Raw genomic sequence first — 23,301 nt, forward strand, 5'->3', positions numbered from 1 at the left:
GCCGCCAGCGTTCATTCTGAGCCATGATCAAACTCTCAAGTTTATGTCACCAGCCAATCGCAGTGGAATTCCACGATCAACCAGCTCATCTCAAGGAGCCGCTCTGCACAATATCATTCAGACACCCTACCCGACCAAAGCCAGACAGAGCGTCCATTACATATGGAATATGTGAAGGACATATGAGAACGACTTAGCTTTAAACGATACTCCGAAGCCTTGAGGACCCCAGAAACCGCAAGCCGCCGCCCACATGTCCCTTCATCTTAACCTACAATGTCAAAGAGCCGACAAAAATGCCGACACTCGCATAACCTCCCTCTCGGAAAGCTTGGAGCATCTGGTTTTTTGCGACCGTCGCGGTAGCCGTTGAGGCACTCCGCTGCGGTTCGACGTATCTAAGAGAGCAGCTTAGGAACGTCAACAGGGAATTTGTCAGATGTGGGATCATGACAACGCCGTCATAATTTCGCGAGGCGTCCCGGATTTAGTCGGCGGAGGCCCGGCCGGTCGTCGACTGCTCGAATAAGCGCCTTACACAGTGACATCGTGAGAACGTTCGTTCTCCCCTGCCCGACGCTCAGTCATTTCCGCGTCCTGATCGCTGCGGCGCCGGACCGAGTGATCTTCACTCACGGCCGCCCCTCCGACGGCGATGGTGGCCAGAATTGAAACGTGCTTCAAATGACTTGTTTAGATAATTCTGACCTGATCGATGGTCGCTGATTTACTGATTGTTCGGCCCCAAATGCACAGACGCGGTATTGCATTGAGCCGACTGCTCCGCGACTGAGGAGCATGCCCCACGCCAGCAACATCGTCTATTGCGACGGTCCGGATAGCCCCCACGCTTTCGACATCGTTCCGCTCCAGCCACGTAAGGGGAGCCTCGATGCCATGTGCCCGGTCTGCCAAGGAAGGGGGCAGTGGAATACCGAGATTGATCTCGTTAGCTTCCGCTGCAAGCGCACAGCCTGCGATCGTTGCCACGGCGCTGGTTGGGTAGAAACCGGCTCCGACCCGGTCGGCCTTCCCGATATCGAGATCGCACCAGGAGGCTACCCTCGGTGGACCCTTCGCTTCGAACCTGCTGACGATTCCATCCAGATCGATCCGGAAACGCCAGGCTTATCGCAGGCCTAGGGCGTTACGGGTTTGGGTCAGGTGCCCCAAGCTTCGCTGCTATCCGCGCAACTTCCTCATTACTTGGCTCCTCCGGTAGTTCTCCGCCGGGCAAAAGCGCATCGTCGGGGATGCCTGGCGCAGTGCCGGCGATCGGCTCGTCGATGGCGCGCTCGTTGGCACCGTCCGTGATCTTCTCTCTGCTCGGCATGTCGGTCTCCTTTGTAGCGTTCAAACGCTCAAGGGACGCTACGGGGCCACGTTATGCCTTCAGATAAAGGATAACGGGTTCTTGGAGGATGGTGTTTCTCAGTCCGCTACACGGTAGGCGCAGCGCTGAACGTCCGGCATTTGCGCGCCTCAGGCGGCATGGTTTTTGGCGAACTCGGCGAAATACGCATGCGTGGTGGGATCCGAGATCGGCGTGATCAATGCCGCCACATCGTCTGCAACTGCACCATCGCCGCGCAAAGATTTGCCAGGCTGATGCCCCATTGCCCAACCGGGAAAGCTGCGCTCTGAGATTGCGCGGCTGTCCAATGTCACTGCAGCGAAATGACGTCCGTCAGCCTTGATGCGATCGTACGTCTGAGTGACTGCGTCGGCTGGTCCTTCGAGCGCCTGAAGGAAGCGGCGTCCGCCAACGATCAGCAAACCCGTCACCCCTACTGCGGCATTGTTGCGCCTCGAAACGCGTAAAATCGCCTCAAGCTCGACCTCGGATAACTCCGATCGGGCGGTGCTGATGTAAATGAGACGTATCAATCCAGGGCTCCTCCGTGAGGAGGAGTAACAAGCGAATCTAAACGCAAGGTCAATGTACGCGAATTGCGGCGTGCTTCGTCGATCTCACGAACGGCCAGCTTTTCCGGAAAACTGCTGGGAAAAATGGATAGGCTGGCCGCCTTGGTAGCTCAAATAATGAGCCTCGCAACGGATCAACGTAGGACCAAAACCGCGCCGCGGACCGATAGGTACGCAATACTGTTTATTTAGGACGCGTACGTCGTCGATAAACCGCGAGCCTTAAGTCCGACCCAGGCATGACGACCCGCCTCGATAGCCAAGAGAAACACGATGCGGGTCAGCGAGGACGCTTTGCATAGGCCCTGGCAGAGATTGAACGCCCGCGGACGACATCGGCTCACTTAAAGATACGTATGGCGACAGCGGCAAGGACGGTGTAGGTTTCGCTCCCCGCTGGCGTAACGTGGCATTCCTAGAGCTCCCGGCGTGCCTAGCGTTCGGCCTCCGGGGGCAGCTCGTTACGGTGTGCCGGGTCTAGCTGCCCAACGGCGATGCCCCAATTTGACGCCGCACGGTTCGCTGTCGTGCTGGTCACGCTCCAAATCTTACCGCCATACTCTCCCGTTGCCTTCCACCGCCCAGGTTCGGCCTCTTCAACGTAAACTTCTACGTGTTGCCCCTGAACCGACACTAAGCGCTTCACCAAGCTGCTCCTTTTCCCATCATCACTCCTACTTGCCGGTAATACACGATCCAGCTGCCCCGCGACTGGGCGTACCACCGCTCATGCTGGCGTCAGCGAGCCAAACCGGCGCAGTACATCATCAAATGCTCGGTTGGCGTCATAGAGGCGACGGAGCGACGCTCAACCGAAGCTATTGCCGGGACGCTCCAGCGATGACGTCAACCGCGGCCGCGACACGACGCCAGTCCTGTGGATTGGTGGTATTACGAAGAATGTCGAAGAGCCGTTCTGTGAAGCGCTCGGGCTCATCCTCGCCAAACGCTGCCGCGATAGTGGACGCCTTTTCCCACACCTCCCGATCTGACATACTCGATCGGCTACACATATAAAGATACCTGATTGGCACTTGGTCGGTTCACTCTTCGAGATTCCGACGCCGCAGCTCATCACGTAGCGCCTCAGCCGCAAGATCGCCCACCTCGCCTTCGGTCTGCCGGTACGCGGCCAAAAGCTCATCGTCCGTTGCGCTGGCCAGAAGGCCCTCAGTCTGAGCCTTGAACGTGTCGACCTCCTCTGCCGCCACGTCCGCCGCTTCGTCGGAAGAGACCTCATTGTTAGGAATGTCAGGCGCTGGCGCTAGCACCGCGTCCTGCTTGAAGACGTCGAACGCCTTTGCTGCCTCGTTGCGTTGGACGATCAGCGAACGAAGCTGGCCAAGAAGATCGAACTGCGATGCTGTGTTTTCCATGCGGAGCCTAAACCGAGTTTTTCACCGCGTGCAATATGGCGTCATTGGGTCTCTACCGGTCAAAGATTGACCCGACCGACAACTGCGCCAACCGCGATCACAGAAACGATGATCGCCCACCCTTCCCAGGTTCGAGGAGACCAGCCAATCCCTACGACTTTTGGCTGAAACCATTCGCGTGGATGATTCATGACGGCTCCGATGATGGCGAGGGAGATCGAACCTGCCTTCCGTTTCACGGTCTCAAGCAATACATGTCGAGAACGGAAGGCGCCAGCATGCCTGCAGACAGCATGAAGGTCGACGGCCAGACCAAAATCGATCTTTTCCAGGAAATCATGCCAATCGTCATGCAGTACCTTGCTGCTAACTTTGCCGATGACGCGTTGATCGCCGATGACATCATAGAGTTTTTCGCGCTGTCGATCGCGTCGGTAATCCAGAACGATACGAACCTGACCACCCCGCAGCTGCAACGCAAGGGCGTTGAGGCGGCAGGCAAGCATATCGCGCACTGGGTCCGCCTGTTGAAGCTCGACCACGAACACCGCGGCGCCGCGCTGCTGGCGATGACGATTGGCGCGGTCGCGTCAGACGAAACGAAGCAGTAGGCTTTGCGGAACGAGAGAACCTCTTGCCTGTTCGTCAATTGAGGAAGGCGAAAATGACCGACCCGGTCACCCCCTGCGACGACGAAACAGCCAAACTTTTCCACCGAACATTAGGTCGTAGACCCAGTCGACCGGATCGATGGTATTCGGTTCGGCTTGGGGCCCAGCTTAGCTGATGTCCGTCACGTCGTACGCTTCGTACTTTTGGCGACACCTACTTCGGACGGCTATCCTCCACCGCTCTGCCAATTCGGCTACGTCTAAAGAATGATAGCCTCGCGAGCTGCACAAGGTGTGCTGGCTGCCCGCGGATGTGAACGCGACGTACGCGAGTGCGTTACTACGCCTTGAGAAGGGGCGCCTCCCCTTGAAACGCTAGGACACGAGATGGCAAAGCCCTTTACGATTGCAGTACCCGACGAGCGGCTCGCCCTCATCTACGCTAAAGTTGCATCATTCGACTGGGGGGCGCTGCCGGACGCCGGAGGCTGGCAGTCGGGTGTCGGCCTCGCAGACCTCAAGCGGCTCGTGGACTATTGGCGTACTCGGTTCGACTGGCGTGCGCAGGAACGTCGGTTGAATGCTTTACCCCACTTCACCAGCGAAGTGCTGGGACAAAAGCTCCATTTCATTCATGCGCGTGGTGATGGTTCGCGTCCACCGCTGCTTCTACTGCACGGCTGGCCGGGCTCTTTCATCGAATTCGAAGCGCTGATCGCTCCGCTGGTCACCGACGGCCATGACGTCGTCGTGCCCTCGCTTCCGGGCTACGCCTTCTCCGGGCGTCCTGCCGCGCCGATCGGGCCGCGCCGAACTGGCGAGATCATGCATGGCCTGATGACCGAACTGTTCGGTGATGCTCGCTATCTGGTGCAAGGCGGCGACTGGGGCGCAGCAATCGGAAGCTGGATGGCGCACGATCATCCTGAAGCCATCGGCGCGCTGCACCTCAACATGGTCCTCATCCAGGCGGCAGACGTATCGCCGAAAACGCCCGACGAACTCGCCTGGGCAGCTCGACGTGCAACGCTAGCCAAGGAGGAGACTGGTTACTCGCAAGAGCAGGGCACACGTCCGCAGACGCTCGGCGTCGCCATGGCGGATAGCCCCGTCGGTGTTGCCGCCTGGATCCTGGAAAAGTTCGGCGCATGGGCGGACGTGCCGCGCGACGAACAGGGCCGGCCCGATCTTTGGCAGGCCTTCGACGAGGATACGCTCCTCACCAACATCATGCTCTACCTTGTCGAGGGGTCATTCATCACATCGACCTGGATGTATCGCGGTCGCGTATTGGAGGGGTCGGGCCAATTTCCCGCCGGCAGCCGTATCAAGGTACCGACCGGCGTCGCAGCCTTCCCTGATCCGGTCTTCCCACCGCCCCCGCGTTCGCATGCTCGCAAGACCTACAACATCGTGCACTGGAGCGAGATGGCGGCAGGCGGCCATTTCGCGGCGCTGGAACAACCAGAGCTCCTGCTCGCCGATATGCGACGCTTCTTTGCCGCCCAAGCTTCTTCAAAAGCCCGCAGACGGCGTCGGTTGGCCGGCGCGGCTGGTTTTATTGGTGTTGCGGCCATAGGTCTCTGCGCGTTGGCAGGCGCTAATCGACGTCCAAAGAATAAAGACGCCCGGCACCGCGCGACCTATCCACCATTGGATGTCCCGAAAGCTTTTGCCGAGGGTGTTTGGATCGTCGACAGCGGGCCAATAAACGCGATGGGCCTGACTTTACCTGTGCGCATGACGATCCTCCGGCTCGTAAACGGCGATCTATTGCTGCACTCGCCAACGCCCTTTTCGGCCGAGGTGGCCAAGGCCGTCGAGGCACTTGGGCGGGTGCGGCATCTCGTCGCACCCAACATCGCGCACTGGACTTTCCTTGCCGACTGGCAACGCGCCTACCCTGATGCAACAACTTGGGCAGCGCCTGGGCTACAAGACCGGGCGCAGGTCCACGCATCATCGGTGCGGTTCGATGCTGAACTCGGTGAGACGGCTCCAGTCGAATGGGCAGACACACTTGATCAGGGCGTTGTGCCAGGGGGTGCTGGCTTCAACGAAGTCTGGTTCTTCCACCGGCAGACCAAGACTCTCGTGCTCGTCGACCTCATCGAGAACCTCGATCCTGACAAGCTGCCACCTGTCGCGCGGCTATTGATGAAGGCTTCCGCTGCCACCGAGGGCACTACCGCACGTTACCTGCGGCTACCTGTACGGCTAGGTGGCGCGGACGCTAAAAAGGCGGTGCAAGCGATTGTGGCGCTCGAGCCTGACCGGGTGATCTTCGCTCACGGTCGACCGTTCGAGAGCAATGGTTCGGCGCAACTGAAGCGGGCTTTCGACTGGCTGACTTAGCATTGGAGGCGGGTTGTCGGTGGTCGATAAGAACGGTAGCGTCTATTCGTGATGCGCTTATTTCTTGTCCGGGCCGTGGCTTACTTCCTGATCGGTATCTCGACCGTAGGGTACGCTGTCATGTTGTTCAGCGCTACCTGGTTGTACTGCTACGGAACGCATCCTCTGTGCGCGGCTGGCTGGATGCCGCGCACCGAGATTACCGCTGTCTACCTAGCCTTCATCACCGTACTCTTGTATCTCACCCGCTTGGTCATCCGGTCGTTACAGGAAGAGTCAGCGCGACCACGCGACAGTGAGTTGTGACGTACAATGCCTCTTTGCCTACAATCCCCAACCGACAATGTTCTCCACTGCGTCGTGTAGCGAACTTACGTATCGGTCCGCACCCAAGGCTTGTTGGATTGCCGCATCGCTGAGGGAAGCTTCCCCCTGCGGCCATAGGCCGACGACGATGCGAGCGTCCGGCGCTCGGGCACGCAAGCGCCGGACAAGGTAACGCAACTGCGCTGGCGAACCGGTCACCTCCAGGTAAGAGATGGCGATCACATCAATCCCGGTCAGATCCAACGTCTGCACCGCATCTCGGGACACTGCGGTATTGGGGATACGCTTCGCGTGCACCCCTTGCTGCCCCAGCAACTGCGTAAGCATAGCAGTTACCGCGTCATCGAACGGACCGTGCCCCGCAACGCAGGCGACCGTTTCGGCGTTTGCTGTGGTGTCAGACGGCGCTGCCCCGGACGTTGGCTGTAGGTCCTCGATCACGGACATCATCGATTTGGTCATCTGCGCCGCACCGGCGCGATCGATTGTCCCGCGCGCTTCGTCTTCGACTGCCAGCTTCAACCCTTCAAGCACGACCCCGTCATAGTATTCGGTGAGGGATCTGTCAGCGAGAAGCATCTCCGCCTGTGCCAAAGCCTCGTCCGGGTTCCGAGCTAGAATGCGCTGGTAAAAGCTTTCGATAGGCGTCAGCGCCGGTCTGTCACCCAACAGGACATCGAAGAATTCCAGGCTCTTCACGTGGCGGCCCATGACCACCAGACATAGCGTCAGCGGTGTGGACATGATCAACCCGATCGGCCCCCAAAGCCACGTCCAGAAGATCGCCGATACAATCACCGACACAGGCGAAAGACCTGTCGAGTGGCCATAGAGCAGTGGTTCGACCATATAACCGGTAAGCGGCTCGATGATCACGAAGAGGGCTACGACTTCCAGCGCCATGCCCCAGCCTGGATCCACGGCCGCACCAAGGGCCGCAGGAGCCACTGCTGCCAGGAACGGCCCGATATAGGGCACGAAGCGCAACAGCCCCGCCATCACCCCCCACATGGCCGGCGACGGTATGCCGATCAGCCACAGACCAAGAGCGATAACGACACCGAAACACGTGTTCACAGCCAGCTGTGAGAGGAAATATTTGCTGAGGCGCTGACCGGCATCATCGATGGCGCGCGTCGTGCGGTGCAGGTCGCTCGATCCGAACAGGCGGATAAACCGATCGCGCAGATCCTCCTTCTGCATCAAGACGAATATCGCCACGATGAGGACGATGACCGTCGTCTCCAGCGGGCCTAGGATGGGTTCGAGAACCGTTCGTGCTATCGCGAACGGCGACGTGCTGCCTTGAACGACCTCCACCGGGATAGGGCGGCGTTGCTCGGCCGTCGTCGGAGCCGACGGTGTTGCCAGCGTCGGCGTGGACGCACGAGGTGGGGTAGTTGGTCGCTTGCCCCCCAGTTCCTTGGTGATCGAGGCTAGGCGTGCGACCGCAAAGCCCTGAACCCCTTGGACCTTTGCTTCGATCGTGCGGGCGTATTGCGGCGCGTTCACCGTCAGCGACGCGGCCTGACTGCCGATGAGCGCGCCGAACAGGCCCAAGAGACCCAAGGCCGCTATGACGGTCAGGATCACGGCCGGCGCACGCCAGAGACGCAGACGCTGCAGCAGGTTGACAACCGGTGAGAGAACGAAGGAGAGCATCACCGCCAGGGTGATCGGAATGAGCACTTCCTGACCGAAATACAGGGCGGCGATGACGAGCGTGCCAACGGCCACGCCGGCCAGCGTCTTGAGTTCAGGCGCCGAGGCCGAGCGGATTTGAGCCGCTCCTGGATTGTCCGCGGGCGCTTCGCGGCTACCGGTCACGACATCCTTGTAGCCAGCGATGTTGTCGGGGCTGCTCATGCGGAAACCTTCCTGCCGGGGCTCGCGTATCGGTCACGTCGAGACCCGCCACGAAGCATTTTTCGTTGTATCCGTCCTGACGTCAGGACGGGCAAAGCCGAGAGGCACACTTGGCGTCCCTCTCGGTTTCATACTTCATCGTCTGGGACGCTACCTAGGACTTGAGCGCTTTCGCCATGTTGAGATGCGCCGCAACCGTCGGTGCCAATCCCGAGGCAAACGTCTTCAACTGCGACACGTCGCCGGTTGCAGCATATCCCTTGAGCGTATCGAGCGTCTGCTGATGCCCGGCGACCTGGGCCGCTGCGTACGCGGTGTCGAAATCAGTGCCCTGCTTGGTTTTCAGATCAGCAAGCTTCTGCTGCTGCTCAGCACTCAGCGCTGGGTTGGGCGTCAAAGCTGGCGACAGCGTTGCCGTCAACGCCTTCAGCTTTGCAGTCGACCCCTCATGTGCGGTGATCATCTGGCCAGCGAACTTCTTCACCGCAGCAGATGCGCCGTTAGTTACGGCCAGCTTCGAGGTCTCGATCTCGAACGCATCGCTTGCAGCCGCCATGTTGACGAAAGCCTGCCCACCTGAGGCCGGTGCTGCCATGGCATCATTGGAACCGGCTGCATTCACGTCCGTGGCAGTCGTGTTGGCGTAGGTGCTGTTATCGACGGCGGTCGTATCGTCGGCCTTCTTGCCGCATGCGGCCAATGACAGGGCCGCTGCCGATACCAGTGCCAGGGTCTTGAAGTTCATCATACTCTCCATCTGCTCGCATATTGCCGCTGCCCGCTAAACGCGTGCCCTGATTGGACCGTTCCGCCCCAGCAACGAGCTTCGGACCGATCGTAACGCGCGTTCGTTCTAGCCGTCTGCCGGCACAGCTGCCGGCCTTATCGGGACACGGCTATGAGCATCTTCAGCACGATCATGAACAAGGTTTTCCATCACAAAGCCGCGCCGGCCGCTGCGCCGGCTCAGGCTCCTGCCGCTGCGCCCCAAGCTGCGCCACAGGCCGCCCCGACCGCTACCGCCCAGCCCGCCCCTGCAGCGCCGCAGCAGTCTGTCGACGTCGGTGCCGTCCTCAGCGAGATGGCATCGATGAAAGATGGCGGGGGCAACTACCAGAGCTCGATCGTCGATCTTCTGAAGCTGTTGGACCTGGATTCCAGCCTGACGGCTCGCAAGGAACTCGCTGCCGAACTGAATGTCCATGCAGCAGCCGATGGCTCGGCCGAGCAGAACATCGCCCTCCATAAGGCAGTGATGCAGAAGCTTGCCGATAACGGCGGTATCGTTCCAGACAACCTGCGCAACTAACGCGCCCGATCCGGAGTGGACCGCCCACTATGCGGTCCCCTCCAGCCTTAGACTGCTGGCTGACCGCCCTCAATTTACCGAGATGGACTAGCGTTCGAAGGCGTCGCAGCTACGGCCCCCTGCGCTGCCTGAGCTGGCAGCGTCTGACTACCACGCGGTGGTCCATTTGGTTCTTTCGCAAATCCACGCGCGGCGAGCCAGCAGATCGTGACGACGAGTGCCACGATCATCACGAAGATGATAATTGCCACAGGACCGGCTCGCTTGTTTCCTCGTCTCCGCATCACATGCGCTCCCCAGTCATGCCGTCGATGGTATCGCCGTGCCGTAGCCCTGTGGCGACGAGGTGTTCGTGGACCTCAAGTCGACCGATTTGATCGAGCAGGACGGTCTTATGTCCGGACGGCTCTATCGCCGCTCGCCGAAGACCGAACCAAGAATGCCCCCCAGTCCGCCGCCAAGACCGCCCCCGGGCGCAGCGCCTGCGACTCCAGCGCCACCCAGGCTGCCGAGTACAGATCCAAGGATCCCGCCAAGGCCACCTTGCTGCCCGGCTGAGCGCCCTGTCAGATGGCCTGCCACCAGCATGACCAGGATCGGCAGCATCTGCTTCAGAAGGTCGGGCGCCAGGCCGCTGCTCTGCGCCGCGTTGTCGGCGACCTCACGACTGCCGTCCTTCGACCCAAAGATACCGCCGAGGATCTGATTACCGCGATCGATCTGCGTCGGCTCGTTGCCCAACACGTTCGCTGCAAGGTCTGCGCCGCCAAGCGTGTTCACATGGGCGTCTAACTGCGTCGTGTTATTCCCCATGCCGCCCAGAACCGACGGCAGCAGCGCCTCGGCGCCGCGCTGGGCTTGCTCACGCGGTATGCCTAGTTGGGCGGCGAGTGCATCGATGCCAGCATCAGGCAGCAGGTCATTGAGATTCATGTCGGCTTCCTTGTTGTGACCGGTACCAACAGATGCTGGGACCTATAGGTCCGGTCACCTTCGATCGAGCTAGGACCTTGGATCGGCAGGCTTGCGCTGTCTGCGCAATATTACTCAGGAAGTTCGGGCGTATCTGAGTCAACGGGTCGGCCGGATAGCCAACTAAGCCCTCCCCCGATAACAAGCAGCCCTGCCCCCATAAGCGCCTTGTCACGGCGTCGCAGGAGAACAAGCCCGCCAGTAACGATGACGGAAGGTACAATGCCGACTTTACCCAGGCCGGTTACGCGTGCTGCACGCACAACCATGCGGCCGGCAGCGTACTCATGCAAAGGTGAAGGCGTAGACGGTGCGGCTCGTGATACCTCCTTGTCACCATTTGAGGGCTGCGGCCCTGGTCCTGGCTGCGGCGCTATCTCCGGTCCGGAAGCCACCGTGTCGGCTGCATACGCTCCGCGATCGCCGAGCGATTTAGTAGGCCCCCTGGTCGTGTCTTGCGTGGTCTGTCTCTCCAGCTCGCAATTGAACTCGGCACCGAGCAGCAAAATGTAGGCGGACAAGTAGAGCCAGGTCAGCAACACGATCGCGGCTCCCAACGAGCCGTAGGTCGCGTCGTAGCTGCCGAAGTTTGCCACGTAGAACCCGAAGCCAAGGGTAACGACCAGCCACAGCACTGTCGTCAGTACAGAGCCCGGCGTCAGCCAGGTCCACTTCGCCTCATCGCGATTGGGCGCGTAGCGATAGAGCGTCGCCGCGGCTGCCGCTCCCATGCCAGCCATGATCACATAGGAAACGATTTTGCCCGCTGTGAGAACGATGGCAGGGGCCGCGGGGAACAGCGTATCCAGACTGCCCATTGCGGCTATCGCGATGATAGCGACGATGGCGATAAGCACCGCCCCGGCGGTGATGGCGAGTGCGATAAGGTTCAGCCGGACGAAGCTGCGCGTTTCCTCTTCGTCATAGGCGATATTCAGCGAGGTAATAAGCGCAGTTGCGCCTTTCATCGCGCCGTACAACGCGATGCCGAGCGCAAGCAGAAGGCCGAACCCCTTCTTACCGTCCGATGTCGTCACAACGTTGGCCAGCTGTTCGCCGATCAGCTTGGCAGCATCTGTCGGCATGACGGACGTCAGCGACTGGACGTTCTTCATCACCGTAGCAGGTGTAGCAACGAGCCCATAGCTCAGCACGACGGCGCCCAGCATAGGCACCATGGCGAGCACGCCACAGAACGCCACGCCGGAGGCGACCAAGCTGATATTGTCCTGGCCCCCCCCCTTCCACGCTCGCAGGGCGATGTCCTTCCAGCCTTTCGCCGGGATAGCCCAGGGACTGACCGCGTCGTGGCCTCTCCGTTCGCTTTCGGTAGTGCCGGCCATACACGATCCCCTTGTTACGCAAGCGAACCAGTGGTGCACGCGGACGTTCCCATGCGCGTCATTGTTATTCAGCTACCGCCGCTTTGTTTGTATTTGAAAGTCTTGGACACCAAGGCAAGGCGCCTCATCCAACCGCCGATCTTGGCGCGATGGCGCCGAGACACCGGAACCCTCCCCCATTGTCCCGCGCTTGAGCCATGAAGGAGAGACGGCATGGACGACCAGCGCGTGTGGGAATTCGAAGGCAGCCTATGGGATGCCAGCGACGAGCATTACCAGGACCGGATCGACGAGGAGATCGTCATGGTCTTGCCCCGGCCGCCTTATGTCTTCCAGGGGCAGGAAGCGAAGGATGCGGTCAAGGCTACGCCCGATTGGGATACGGTCGAGCTATCGGATCGACGAGTGTCACGACCTCAAGAGGGCCTGATCGTCGTTGCGTACACCGCGCGCTGCGCAAGCGGCGACGAGAAGTACGAGGCACATTGCACCTCGACTTTGCGGATGCGGGGACACGACGATTGGCTGGTCGTCCAACATCAGCAGACGCCACCCTTGACCGCCAGCGTCGAAGCCTGACCGCTGGGTTGCCGTTGCGCCTGATACATACCTGTAACAGGCGCAACGATACTAAACCGGGAAGTCAGCGCCCCCATTGCTGGTGTGATCCCAACAGCCTCAACTGCGACCGGTTATCGCGACCAATGGATCGCCCAGGCGACCGTCGGCGAGTAAGGATGCCGTGACTCCGCGAAAACCCGCCGTCTCGAGATAGAGGCGGACAAGCGAGGCGTGGCCCTGCGTATCGAGAGCGCGCCAGACCGCCACGGCCTTGGTCGGGAAGCACCGGTTCGAGAAGCTTATGATGACGCGGCCCCCCGGCTTCAGCACACGACGAACCTCGCGCAGTACCGCCAGGGGGTGTTGCAGATATTGAACCCCGACACAGATCAGTACGGCATCGTAGCGCGCGTCCTCTTCGGACAACTCAGGCACATCGTTAAGGTCTTGGACGAACCAGCGATCGAGGCGCGGGTTGGCCGCGAGTTCCTCTGCGTTCATGCCGTGGCCGACTACCTCGCCATAGGCGACGCCGTCCGGCAGGTGGCTCACCCAACTCGACATGAGGTCGAGCACCCGCCCGCCAGCGGGGATCGCATCGCGGTACAGGCTGGTCAGTGCACCTACTGCTGCCTCGTCAATGTGCGTGACCAAACGCGGGGGCGCGTAGAAGCCAAGGTCGTCGCCATCATCCTGACGGTCGAAGGCCCGCGCCGGCAATCCCAACTCGATCGCTTCGGTCACGCGGTGAACCCCTGCCAAGTAAACCAGCCAATATTTGCGACCACAGCGTCCGTTCGTAGCCGTATGCCCGAGCGCACCGCGAAATAGTGGTCGTCTTCAGTCATCGACGACGGCCGAGCCAGACACCGACCCCCGCAAGGCCAAGAACCGCCATACCGCCCGCCGCGGATGCCACCTTGCGCCCCCGGTGTGGATCGCGCCGGCCACCATCTGGACCGGCGGGGACGCCAGGTTCGAACAACACCCCATCGTTGTCGTTGCCGTCGGCCGCACGGGCCGACCAGGAGTCGAGAAAGCCGCTCATGATCGCCGCTAGCAGGTTCGGCGCCGCGAACTCGCCGAGTTTGAATGCGATTGCCGGTGCGCCGACCGCGGTGAGGTTACGTGGGTGCGTAGCAAGCCGTACGACAGCCTTCGCCACCGTCTCCGGTGCAAGTGAACCAGGAGGAAGCGAAAGCCGGGCGCCGGTATAGTTGCCCGCATGGTCCACGCCGGGCGTATCGACGAAGGTCGGGCAGACGTCGCATATGTGGATATGCGGGCGCTTCGATACCTCACCGCGCAACGCCGAGCTGAACCCGCGCAACCCGAACTTACTTGCCGAATAGGCCGCGGCATAAGGCGTGGCGACAAAACCGCCCGCCGAAATCATGTTTACCCAGGTGCCGTGATCCTGACCGAGGAAGATCGGCAGTACTGCATGGACGTCGTTCATGTGGGCGACGAGGTTCACATCGACGACACGGGCGTGATCCGCGATCGGAACGTCTTCGTACCGGCCAAGCACACCGACGCCTTCACAGCTGAACCACAGGTCAATGCCACCAAGCAGATCGCACGCGTCGGCAGCGAACACGGCCACTGCGCCTGCGTCAGTGCAGTCGACTGGACGGACGAACGCGCTGCCGCCAGCTTCGACACAGCGCTGCGCGACGTCGTCCAGCCCGTCCTTGCCACGAGCCCCCAGGACAAGCCGCGCTCCCGCTTTGGCGAAAGCCACCGCCGTTGCCGCGCCGATACCGCTCGATGCACCGGTTATCACGATGCGCCGCCCGGCCAGGTTACGATCAGCGCTCATCGATGATCCTCGAGGCGGCTGCTTTCATACCTTCGGGAAGACAACGCGGCCGCGTTAGACAAACTGTCTTATCATCATGCATAGACATTAAACGTCCCGAAGGCGCTGGGGCGTCCACCCGACCCCGCGCGATGTTCCTCGAAAGTAATCCGAGGATGATTAGTTCGGATTGGTGTGCGGTTCCTTTGGGCCATCGTTCAAAGATCTGAGCTGCGCTTCGCGAGTTGGGTCACCACCACCGCCATGGGGAACTGGCACATCGATAGGGCTGTTCGGCGTCGCACCACCACTAAGCTTTCCCGATCCGCTCAACGCGTCCGCGGCATCGGCACCGCCTAGACCACCACCACCAGGCGTTTTGGTCATCTGCGCATCGTCTAAAACGGTCGCAGCGCTATCCGCGTCGTTCGGCTCCGGCTTAACGTCGTCGGGTCCAATGTTCGGCTGTTCAATCGCCATGTCGATCTCCTCTGCTCGCTCTAAAACCCTTCAACCGGAGATAGTCTCCCCGATCTTCAACAAGTTCTTCCATTTCATCCTGGAAATAGCCGATCTCAGAATCAGCGCCTTTCGGCGCGAGATCAGTAGGTTGTCGGGAACGCATCCGTACTGAAAATGGTTACTTTTCTGATTGTTTGCGACTGTGGCAGGCGTGCACACGCGTCGCCTTCCTCTCGCATTGAGATCTGGGAGGTATATCTTGGCATATCTGCGGTATAGCGACGACATCGAGACGATCCAGCCGGACGAGCAGGAGTCAATCGACGGCATCATCAAGGGCATGACCCAGCAGACCGAGACGGTCGAGAAGCGAGAACACCATGCCGTTCGCGCGAGCCACGCGAAAAGCTCAGCATGCGTTACCGGCGAACTGACGATCGCGAACGACCTGCCCCCCGAACTGGCGCAAGGCCTGTTCGCCAAACCCGGCACGCATCCGGTCGCTATTCGGTTCGCACAGGGCCCCGGCGAGACGCTGGGCGACCGCGTGTCCACCCACCGCGGGATGGCGATCAAGGTGTTCGGTGTGGATGGTGAGAAGCTGCCTGGCCACGACGCCGATACGCAGGACTTTGTGTTTGCGACCGGACCAACCTTCCCATCGGGTACCGCTCAAGGCTTCCTGCGCGACGCAAAGCAGATCGGTGCCGCGACGCCGCTGCCGGAAGGGTTCAAGAGTGCGGTCTCCAGCCTCGCGCGCAACATGAACAAGGTGCTGACGAAGGTGGCGACGCCAAGCCCCAAGGCGGACTTCTTCGGGCATCCTTACAGTCACCCGCTGTTCGACAGCTATTTCAGCCAGGCGCCTGTCCGCTACGGTGATTACGTGGCCAAGCTCGCGGCGTTCCCGGCTTCGGTCTATCAGGATCAATTGAAGGACTGGCTGCTGGATCCGCACGAGGACGAGGATGGCTTTCGCCATGCCACCGTCCGGTATTTCACCGAGCACGACGCGGTATTCGAGGTCCGCGTACAGCTCTGGGCAAACGCGGAAAGCCAGCCGATCGAAGATACGTCGGTCGAATGGCCGGCAAACGACAGCCAGTATCGCACCGTCGCGACGATCCGTATTCCGCGCCAGGAAGCATACAGTGCCGAGCGCGTCCGTTATTTCGACGAGGTGATGACCTTTCGCCCAGCGCATAGCCTCGCGGCGCACCGCCCGCTGGGCTCGGTGATGCGAGCGCGGCTGCAGGTTTACAATGCCCTGTCCGACTTCCGTCACCGCGAGAACGGCGTCGCTGCACAGAACACTGCCGATATCAGCCAAATTCCAGCCTGAGGATCCGTCATGGCCACCATTGCTCCCCCACCCCCGTCTCATCAGGATGCCGCCAAACCTATAGGCACACTCCCGATCACGCTTACCATCAACGGCGAAGAGCGTGCTCTGCAGGTCGAACCCTGGACAACTTTGCTCGACCTGCTTCGCGACAAGCTTGATCTGACTGGTACGAAGAAAGGCTGCGATCACGGCCAATGCGGCGCCTGCACCGTCCTTATCGACGGCAAGCGGATCAACTCGTGCCTGACGCTCGCGGTAGTGCGCGACGGTGCCGAGATCACCACGATCGAGGGGATGGCAACAGGCGGCGAACTCCACCCGCTGCAAGCCGCATTCGTGGAGCGTGACGCATTCCAATGCGGCTATTGCACGCCCGGGCAGATCTGCTCCGCCCAAGGCCTCATCAACGAAGGCCGCGCCAAATCGCGCGAGGACGTTCGCGAACTCATGAGCGGCAATCTATGCCGATGCGGTGCGTACACGAACATCACCGACGCAGTGATGGACGTGCTCGAAACGGAGGCAGCGCGATGAACCGCTTCGATTATGCCCGCGCCGGGGACGTTGCCGAGGCAGTCCGTGAAGGATCGGGGGATCATGTCCGTTACCTGGCTGGTGGCACTAACCTGATCGATCTGATGAAGGAGAATGTCGAACGCCCTGCCCGCATCGTCGACATCAACCGGCTTGATCTTCACAAGATTACCGAGCGTGACGATGGCGGACTGCGTCTCGGTGCGCTCGCGACCAATGCAGATACCGCGTACGACGCGCGGGTCGAGCAGCGCTATCCACTGCTAGCATCCGCGATCCTCGCAGGGGCAAGCCCGCAGCTCCGCAATGCCGCGACCAATGGTGGCAACCTCAATCAGCGCACCCGCTGCTACTATTTCTACGACACTGCAGCACCGTGCAACAAGCGCGAGCCGGGATCAGGCTGCGGTGCGATCGGAGGCGTGAACCGTATCCACGCAATCCTCGGCGCAAGCTCGTCCTGCATCGCCACGCACCCGTCTGACATGTGCGTCGCCCTCGCAGCGCTACAGGCGCAGGTGCAGGTCACGGGGCCCGAAGGTGACCGGACGATCGCATTCGAGGACTACCATCGCCTCCCGGGCGACGAGCCTTGGCGCGACAACACCTTGAAACCCGGTGAGCTTGTCACCGCGATCGACCTACCGTCCGAGGACTTCAGCACGAACTACACCTATCTGAAGCTTCGCGACCGGCTGTCCTATGCCTTCGCACTTGTCTCGGTCGCGGTAGCGATGAAACTGGAGAACGGCCGCATCGCCGACGTCCGCATCGCGCTTGGCGGCGTGGCGCACAAACCGTGGCGCCGCAGCCAAGCCGAAGAGGCGATCAAGAACGAAGCCCCCACGGTCCAGGCGTTTGAGACGGCAGCAAGCGCTCTGCTTGCAGGTGGCGTCGGCCAGGGTGAGAACGACTTCAAGGTCGCGCTTGCCCGCAAGGCGATCGTCCGTGCGCTCGAACAGGCCGCTGCAGGCACCCCGCAATCCCAGATCGACAAGCGCGTCGCGTAAGGAACCCGACATGGCAACTCAAATGAAAGTCGGTATCGGCACCCCGCTTAGCCGCGTCGACGGACGTGATAAAGTCACCGGCGCCGCCAAATATGCCGCTGAATATGCCGTCCCGGACATGCTCTACGGCGTGATCGTCTCTAGCGCGATCGCGAAGGGCAAGATCACCGGCTTTGATGACGCTGCAGCGCGCAGTGTGCCCGGCGTCGTCGAGATCCTGTCGCATGAGAACCGTCCTAAGGAGGCATGGTTCGACCATAGCTACAAGGACGAACTCAATATTCCAGGTGAGCCGTTCAAGGCGCTGCATGACGAGACGATCATGTTCAGCGGCCAGCCTGTCGCTCTGGTTCTCGCCGAGACGTTCGAGGCTGCCCGCTATGCGGCCAACCTGCTCAGTGTGCAGTACGAGAACGAGGTGCACAATATCGACTTCGAGAAATCGCTCGAAGAGAAGTTTTTGCCCAAGAAGAAGCGCAACACCTACCATCCGCCAAAAACCCGGGGCGAGCCCGATGCGGCCTTCGAAGCCTCGGCCCTGCAGCTGAGCGAGACTTATCATTTAGCGCCCGAGCATCACAATCCGATGGAGATGCATGCGTCCACCGTCGAATGGCACGGCGATGGCAAGATTACCGTCTATGACAAGACGCAGGGGTCGCAGGGCGTCCAGGCCTATATCGCAAGCGCGTTCGGCTTCTCGAAGAAGGACGTCCGCGTCGTCAACGCCTATGTGGGTGGCGGTTTTGGCTCGGGGCTGCGGCCGCAATATCAGGTGCAGCTCGCGGTACTCGCCGCCAAGAAGCTCGAGCGCTCGGTGCGGGTCGTAATGACGCGCCAGCAGATGTTCACGCACGCTCACAGGCCGGAATGTACCTACGGTATCAAACTTGGCGCCGAGACGACCGGCATGTTCACCTCGATCTACGGCGACGCAACAACGTCGACGTCACGGTTCGAGAACAACATGGAGGACATCGTTACCTGGGGCATCATGAACTATGCCAGCCCCAATGCAGGCGGCGAATACACGATCGCGCCGCGCGATACCTACACGTCGGCGGATATGCGCGCTCCGGGTGCGGCGACCGGCATGGCCCTGTTCGAAATCGCGGTCGACGAGATGGCGTATAAGGCGAAGGTCGATCCGCTTGAATTCCGGATGATCAACTATTCGGAAATCGACGCAATGAACGAGTTGCCCTTCACGTCAAAGGCGCTGCGCGAGGCGTACCGAGAAGGTGCGGACAAGTTCGGCTGGTCGAAGCGCACCCCCGAACCGCGATCGATGACCGAGGGCAAGGAACTGATCGGCTGGGGCGTCGCCACCGGCATGTGGGACGCACAATTCAGCAAAACTGCCGCGAGCGCGAAGCTGACTGCAAACGGCCATCTTGAGGTGGCGACGGCAGCGTCTGACATCGGCACGGGCACGTACACCGTGCTGACGCAGGTAGCTGCCGACACGCTCGGCCTGCCGGTGGATCAGATCACGGCAAAGCTCGGCGACAGCGACCTGCCAACTTCTCCGGTCGAGGGCGGGTCGTGGGGCGCGGCGTCGGGCGGCGCGGCGGTCCAGCTCGCCTGCCAGGCGGTTGCCAAGAAGCTGCTGAAAGCGGCTGACAAGGTCGAGAACCGGCCATTGTGGGGCGCCAAGTCGATCGAGGACATCGAGTTTGCCGACGGTCATATGTCGCTCAAGTCCGACGTCACCAAGCGCGTGTCGATCACCGACGTGATGCGTGCTGCGGATCTGACCGTAATTGAAGAGGAGGAGACCGCTTCTCCCGGAATCTCCGGCATGATCAGCATGATGCAGAAGGCGCGCAACACGCACAGCGCCGTCTTTGTCGAAGTGAAGGTCGACGAAGAGCTGGACGTCGTCCGTGTCACCCGGGTGGTCAACGCGGTCGCAGCCGGCCGGATCATCAACCCCAAGACCGCCCGGAGTCAGATCCTAGGGGGCGTCGTCATGGGGATTGGCATGGCACTGCACGAGGAGACGTTTGCAGACGTCAAGTTGGGCCGGTGGATCAATCACAATTATGCCGAATATCACGTGCCTGCGAACGCCGACATTCAAGACATCGAGGTCATCTTCGTCGACGAACCGGATCCCGAAGTCACCCCGCTTGGCGTCAAAGGACTAGGCGAGATCGGCATCGTCGGCACGGCTGCAGCGGTCGCCAACGCAATCTATCACGCGACCGGCAAGCGTGTTCGCAGCCTACCCATTACAATCGACAAGCTGCTCGAAACGGAGGTCTCGGCATGACCGTCTCACTAAAACTCCTCGCGGATCAGGTTGTCGTGATCACCGGTGCCAGTTCGGGCATTGGGCTGGTCACGGCAAAGCTGGCAGCCGGTCGGGGTGCCAAGGTCGTACTCGTTGCGCGCAACGAAGCAGCACTTGAGAAAGCCGTCGAGGACATTCGGGCCGAGGGTGGTGACGCGATCTTCGCGGTCGCGGACGTGGGTGTTATTGAGGAGGTCCAAGCGGCCGCAAAGGTCGCCATCGCTCGCTATGGCCGCATCGATACCTGGGTGAACAACGCAGGTACCGCGATCTACGCCAAGCTCATCGACACGCCGCTCGTCGAACATCGCCGACTGTTTCAGACCAATTACTTCGGTGCCGTCCACGGCAGTCTGACGGCGATCGAGCATCTGCGTATCAAGGGCGGCGCGATCATCACGATCGGGTCGATCGCATCGGACCTCCCTTCTCCAGTCCTCAGCGCCTATTCGGCCTCGAAGCACGCGGTGAAGGGCTTCGTCGACGCGCTAAGGATGGAGATCACCGCCGACAAACTGCCGATCGCGATCACGCTTATCAAGCCAGCTGGCATTGACACACCCATCGCCCAGCACGCGGCGAACCATGTCGATGGTGAAGCGCTGATCCCACCGCCCGTCTACGATCCAACGCTGGTGGCGGAAGCAATCCTGGACGCCGCGCAGCACGTTCGCCGTGACATCACGGTAGGCGGTATGGGACGGCTCCAAGTCCTGCTTGGCACGCACTTTCCAGCGATCCTCGACAAACTCTCCGGTATACTCGCACCTGCCATGTCGGATCCTACAGCCAAGAAAACGACGGAGACGTCGATCTTTGAGCCGAACCAGCTTGGCCAGGAACGGTCCGGAGTCCAGCCTGGACGACGTACGAGCCTCTATACTGCTGCTGAGCGCCATCCGGTTGCGATAGGCGCCGTTGCCTTGTTTGGTCTGAGTGCCATCGTAGTCTCGTTAGGCTCGAAGCGCGAATGATCACCTTAGCAGGGTAGTGATTTGTCCTGTGCCGCCATGAGTCGGGACTTGGGCGGCACGAGACTTATTTTCTGCGTCAGATCATGACAGTCTGTCGAGTATCCCCGATGACCGGAAGGTCTTCACGATCTCGGTCGGATCATCGAATTCCTTCTCGTAGCTGTGCGGTACGTCGAGCTTTGCCCAGGGCATCGCACTTCGGACGAAGATCTGAGCGACGGGTTTGACCCACTCTGCGTCGTCAAGAGTCGAGGGACGCACCACGACTGTGTCCGGAGTTCCGTCCGTTGTCGTGTGCGTCCACACTGCGCACGTGGGACACCGATATGCGCGACTCTCGTTTCCGCTCTCGGCCGTCTTGGTGATGACGACTGGTTCACCCGTGTGCGAAAAGCCCTCCTTGTCTACAGGCATGCCCAGCGAGAAGGCACTCGACGTCTGCTCCTGACAGTCTGTGCAGTGGCAAGCCATCACGAATAGCGGCGCCTTCGTGACGCGGTATCGGATGCTCCCGCAGCGGCAGCCGCCCGTGATTGCGTAAGTCCCGTCAGCGTCGCGCATTGATGGATCTCCTTGACCTTCCAACCGCTTGAGAAGCCAAATCGTTCACCAAAGGCATGAGCAGGTCGACCATCACTTCAGTTTGCCTGCCAGCGGGGCCAAATGCCTATGGGATCGTAGGTTCTTCGATCCTGATGCCATTGGCTTGCCCACGATATTCTCGAGCTGCAGCGTAGGCAGGCTTCCGAGCACGCATGATCGATCCCAGCGGCCGGTGCGCGGCCAAACCGATCCAGGGGTTGAACGCTAATCCGCTTTCGATCTCGGCCCACAGTTCCTCTGACCATGACTGCTGCGGGGTGGCAGTAACGCGGGCTACCGCGACGTAAGGACTTTCGTCCTCGGGCCACTCGGTAGAGGAGTCTTCGACAGGCATCGCATCGATGTCCGTCGCCAACTGAACCCTTAACTCCCATACAGCTGGAAGCGCGGCAAAGTAACGCTGGATTGACTCTCGGATTGCGTCGGGATGGCCGGACACATCAAGGGGCTTGCCAGATAATGCGATCAGCTCGGTCGCTACGGGTGCAAGAACCACCTTGGCAAAATAGTCACCGTGGAGGATCGCTGCCTGCGAATAGAAGCTGTCACCGAGTAATTCGGTGGTTGCTTGGCCGGCAAGCGTGGTCAATGTTGCCGACTTCAGCCCGACCTTCTCCAAGCCAGCATTTGTCGTACGCGAGAGAACAGAGAGCGCTTCTTTGACCGGCTCGGCATGCCCCGTCGTGGCAGCCAACACTTTCAATTGCTTCAGAAAACCGGCAGCAGTTGCCACTTGAAACGATGGCGAATTACCGAGAACGTAGTTCTGCGTCGTATCGCTTTCGCTTCCGGGCAAACGTTTGCCGCTTACCCCTAACACCTTCAGCGCCACCCCGCGCGGGGTCGAAACATTGTCGTCTAGCACGTCGCCTGGTGTCGTGCTGAAACGCAGAATGGTATCGTATCTAGCAGGGCTCTCGAACAGTCCCTGCGCAAGAGATGTCGGAAGATCGGGGAGAACCTCGAACTTGGCTTTAAGATAGCCGTGAGCTTTGGCGTGTACGGCCCGGTGAGCATAACCTGTATCTGCGTGCGTCTTGCGCTGGATCGCCAGCATCGCCTCGGTAAGGCCGCGCTGCGTCTCCACCTCGTCATCCGGCACGTTTTCGAAACTAGGGTCGAAGCGAAGCGGAAATTGGGTTTTGCTCATTCACCTGAAACGTTCTGGGATCGTCCCTGGACGCATAACTTCCTCAGCCAACGGTGTTTTGTGCTTCCGCTGGATCGCGACATTCATGGCGTGGGTGCGAACCGTTCCTACATGGTGAGGTACAGTAACAGGAGAAGATAAGTGGCCGGTGGATGGAGCCGCGACGGCGCAGTGCAGGACCAGATTGAGGATACCATTACCGATGCCGTTCTGGCGGCCCGCGCGCAGATGCCGGTGGGTGAAAGCCGACTCACCTGCACCTTGTGTGGGGACGACATTCCTGAAGGGCGCCGACGCGCGCTACCGGGCGTACACACCTGCGTAGCCTGTCAGAGCGGTCGGGACCGTCCCGTAGCAACCGGCATGAACAGACGTGGGAGCAAGGACTGCCAACTTAAATAATCCAAACATGTCGCTTGACTGCGCCCTATTAAAAACTGGGTCGCGTTGACGAGGTCAGACTCCTCCGAGAACGTAAGC

Annotated in this window: 22 protein-coding genes; 11 read left to right on the top strand and 11 right to left on the bottom strand. The window is 60.6% G+C overall.

Annotated elements, in window-relative coordinates; all coding sequences use genetic code 11:
* Positions 1-549 precede the first annotated feature (549 nt).
* A complete protein-coding gene (locus tag O6Y00_RS20030) occupies positions 550-672 on the top strand; it encodes a hypothetical protein (protein ID WP_268796156.1) in 123 nt (40 codons plus the stop codon).
* An 810-nt stretch (positions 673-1,482) separates the two neighbouring features.
* On the opposite strand, the gene O6Y00_RS20035 is transcribed toward O6Y00_RS20030, so the two are convergent.
* Positions 1,483-1,887, bottom strand: coding sequence for a BLUF domain-containing protein (locus O6Y00_RS20035; protein WP_353444299.1), 405 nt, complete (start codon positions 1,885-1,887; stop codon positions 1,483-1,485).
* 1,082 nt (positions 1,888-2,969) lie between these two features.
* Positions 2,970-3,302 (bottom strand): hypothetical protein, encoded by a 333-nt coding sequence (locus tag O6Y00_RS20040; protein WP_353444300.1) that lies wholly within the window; start codon positions 3,300-3,302, stop codon positions 2,970-2,972.
* Positions 3,303-3,595: 293 nt separating this feature from the next.
* Between O6Y00_RS20040 and O6Y00_RS20045 the strand changes: the two genes are divergently transcribed.
* Together O6Y00_RS20045 and O6Y00_RS20050 are read left to right on the top strand one after the other, a co-directional pair.
* Positions 3,596-3,913, top strand: coding sequence for a hypothetical protein (locus O6Y00_RS20045; protein ID WP_353444301.1), 318 nt, complete (start codon positions 3,596-3,598; stop codon positions 3,911-3,913).
* Positions 3,914-4,300: 387 nt separating this feature from the next.
* Positions 4,301-6,268 (top strand): alpha/beta fold hydrolase, encoded by a 1,968-nt coding sequence (locus tag O6Y00_RS20050; protein WP_353444302.1) that lies wholly within the window; start codon positions 4,301-4,303, stop codon positions 6,266-6,268.
* A 324-nt stretch (positions 6,269-6,592) separates the two neighbouring features.
* On the opposite strand, the gene O6Y00_RS20055 is transcribed toward O6Y00_RS20050, so the two are convergent.
* Both O6Y00_RS20055 and O6Y00_RS20060 read right to left on the bottom strand, forming a co-directional pair.
* A complete protein-coding gene (locus tag O6Y00_RS20055) occupies positions 6,593-8,461 on the bottom strand; it encodes an AI-2E family transporter (RefSeq protein ID WP_353444303.1) in 1,869 nt (622 codons plus the stop codon).
* 154 nt (positions 8,462-8,615) lie between these two features.
* On the bottom strand, positions 8,616-9,206 hold the full coding sequence (locus O6Y00_RS20060) for a DUF4142 domain-containing protein (RefSeq protein WP_353444304.1): 591 nt from the start codon (positions 9,204-9,206) through the stop codon (positions 8,616-8,618).
* A 153-nt stretch (positions 9,207-9,359) separates the two neighbouring features.
* Here O6Y00_RS20060 and O6Y00_RS20065 point away from each other — a divergent pair, with 153 nt between their 5' ends.
* Positions 9,360-9,770 carry a DUF3597 family protein gene (locus O6Y00_RS20065; protein WP_353444305.1) on the top strand — a complete coding sequence of 137 codons (411 nt, stop codon included), beginning with the start codon at positions 9,360-9,362 and terminating at the stop codon, positions 9,768-9,770.
* A 408-nt stretch (positions 9,771-10,178) separates the two neighbouring features.
* Here the strand turns inward: O6Y00_RS20065 and O6Y00_RS20070 are convergent, their stop codons facing one another.
* Both O6Y00_RS20070 and O6Y00_RS20075 read right to left on the bottom strand, forming a co-directional pair.
* Entirely contained in the window at positions 10,179-10,703 is a 525-nt protein-coding gene (locus O6Y00_RS20070) for a DUF937 domain-containing protein (RefSeq protein WP_353444306.1), read from the bottom strand.
* Positions 10,704-10,813: 110 nt separating this feature from the next.
* Positions 10,814-12,085: a YihY/virulence factor BrkB family protein gene (locus O6Y00_RS20075; protein WP_353444307.1), complete on the bottom strand. Its 1,272-nt coding sequence runs from the start codon at positions 12,083-12,085 to the stop codon at positions 10,814-10,816.
* Positions 12,086-12,298: 213 nt separating this feature from the next.
* Here O6Y00_RS20075 and O6Y00_RS20080 point away from each other — a divergent pair, with 213 nt between their 5' ends.
* Positions 12,299-12,664, top strand: a complete 366-nt coding sequence (locus O6Y00_RS20080) for a DUF4440 domain-containing protein (RefSeq protein WP_133021228.1) — start codon at positions 12,299-12,301, stop codon at positions 12,662-12,664.
* Positions 12,665-12,763: 99 nt separating this feature from the next.
* Here O6Y00_RS20080 and O6Y00_RS20085 read toward each other — a convergent pair whose 3' ends face one another.
* The 3 genes from O6Y00_RS20085 to O6Y00_RS20095 all read right to left on the bottom strand — a co-directional run bounded on the left by O6Y00_RS20085 (position 12,764) and on the right by O6Y00_RS20095 (position 14,927).
* Positions 12,764-13,390, bottom strand: coding sequence for a class I SAM-dependent methyltransferase (locus O6Y00_RS20085; RefSeq protein WP_353444308.1), 627 nt, complete (start codon positions 13,388-13,390; stop codon positions 12,764-12,766).
* A gap of 100 nt (positions 13,391-13,490) precedes the next feature.
* Positions 13,491-14,468: an SDR family oxidoreductase gene (locus O6Y00_RS20090; RefSeq protein WP_353444309.1), complete on the bottom strand. Its 978-nt coding sequence runs from the start codon at positions 14,466-14,468 to the stop codon at positions 13,491-13,493.
* A 159-nt stretch (positions 14,469-14,627) separates the two neighbouring features.
* Positions 14,628-14,927 (bottom strand): hypothetical protein, encoded by a 300-nt coding sequence (locus O6Y00_RS20095; RefSeq protein ID WP_156359595.1) that lies wholly within the window; start codon positions 14,925-14,927, stop codon positions 14,628-14,630.
* A gap of 241 nt (positions 14,928-15,168) precedes the next feature.
* Here O6Y00_RS20095 and O6Y00_RS20100 point away from each other — a divergent pair, with 241 nt between their 5' ends.
* Genes O6Y00_RS20100 through O6Y00_RS20120 form a run of 5 tightly spaced genes read left to right on the top strand, consistent with a single transcriptional unit; the run spans position 15,169 to position 21,068 of the window.
* Positions 15,169-16,251, top strand: a complete 1,083-nt coding sequence (locus tag O6Y00_RS20100; RefSeq protein WP_353444310.1) for a catalase family protein — start codon at positions 15,169-15,171, stop codon at positions 16,249-16,251.
* 9 nt (positions 16,252-16,260) lie between these two features.
* Positions 16,261-16,788: a (2Fe-2S)-binding protein gene (locus O6Y00_RS20105; protein ID WP_353444311.1), complete on the top strand. Its 528-nt coding sequence runs from the start codon at positions 16,261-16,263 to the stop codon at positions 16,786-16,788.
* Positions 16,785-17,798 carry an FAD binding domain-containing protein gene (locus tag O6Y00_RS20110; protein ID WP_353444312.1) on the top strand — a complete coding sequence of 338 codons (1,014 nt, stop codon included), beginning with the start codon at positions 16,785-16,787 and terminating at the stop codon, positions 17,796-17,798. Before O6Y00_RS20105 ends, O6Y00_RS20110 begins: the two co-directional genes overlap by 4 nt.
* Positions 17,799-17,808: 10 nt before the next feature.
* The gene (locus O6Y00_RS20115; RefSeq protein WP_353444313.1) at positions 17,809-20,073 is read left to right on the top strand and encodes a xanthine dehydrogenase family protein molybdopterin-binding subunit; all 2,265 of its coding nucleotides are present in this window, start codon (positions 17,809-17,811) and stop codon (positions 20,071-20,073) included.
* The gene (locus O6Y00_RS20120) at positions 20,070-21,068 is read left to right on the top strand and encodes an SDR family oxidoreductase (protein ID WP_353444314.1); all 999 of its coding nucleotides are present in this window, start codon (positions 20,070-20,072) and stop codon (positions 21,066-21,068) included. The genes O6Y00_RS20115 and O6Y00_RS20120 overlap by 4 nt, the downstream gene beginning before the upstream one ends.
* Before the next feature lie 81 nt (positions 21,069-21,149).
* Here O6Y00_RS20120 and O6Y00_RS20125 read toward each other — a convergent pair whose 3' ends face one another.
* Positions 21,150-21,629, bottom strand: coding sequence for a GFA family protein (locus O6Y00_RS20125; protein WP_353444315.1), 480 nt, complete (start codon positions 21,627-21,629; stop codon positions 21,150-21,152).
* Positions 21,630-21,735: 106 nt separating this feature from the next.
* On the bottom strand, positions 21,736-22,821 hold the full coding sequence (locus O6Y00_RS20130) for a catalase family protein (protein WP_353444316.1): 1,086 nt from the start codon (positions 22,819-22,821) through the stop codon (positions 21,736-21,738).
* Positions 22,822-22,962: 141 nt separating this feature from the next.
* On the opposite strand from O6Y00_RS20130, the gene O6Y00_RS20135 reads away from it, so the two are divergent.
* Entirely contained in the window at positions 22,963-23,223 is a 261-nt protein-coding gene (locus O6Y00_RS20135; RefSeq protein ID WP_353444317.1) for a DksA/TraR family C4-type zinc finger protein, read from the top strand.
* The last annotated feature ends 78 nt before the right edge of the window (positions 23,224-23,301 follow it).

It is taken from the genome of Sphingomonas faeni, assembly GCF_040407565.1.
GTDB classification, from domain to species: domain Bacteria; phylum Pseudomonadota; class Alphaproteobacteria; order Sphingomonadales; family Sphingomonadaceae; genus Sphingomonas; species Sphingomonas faeni_F.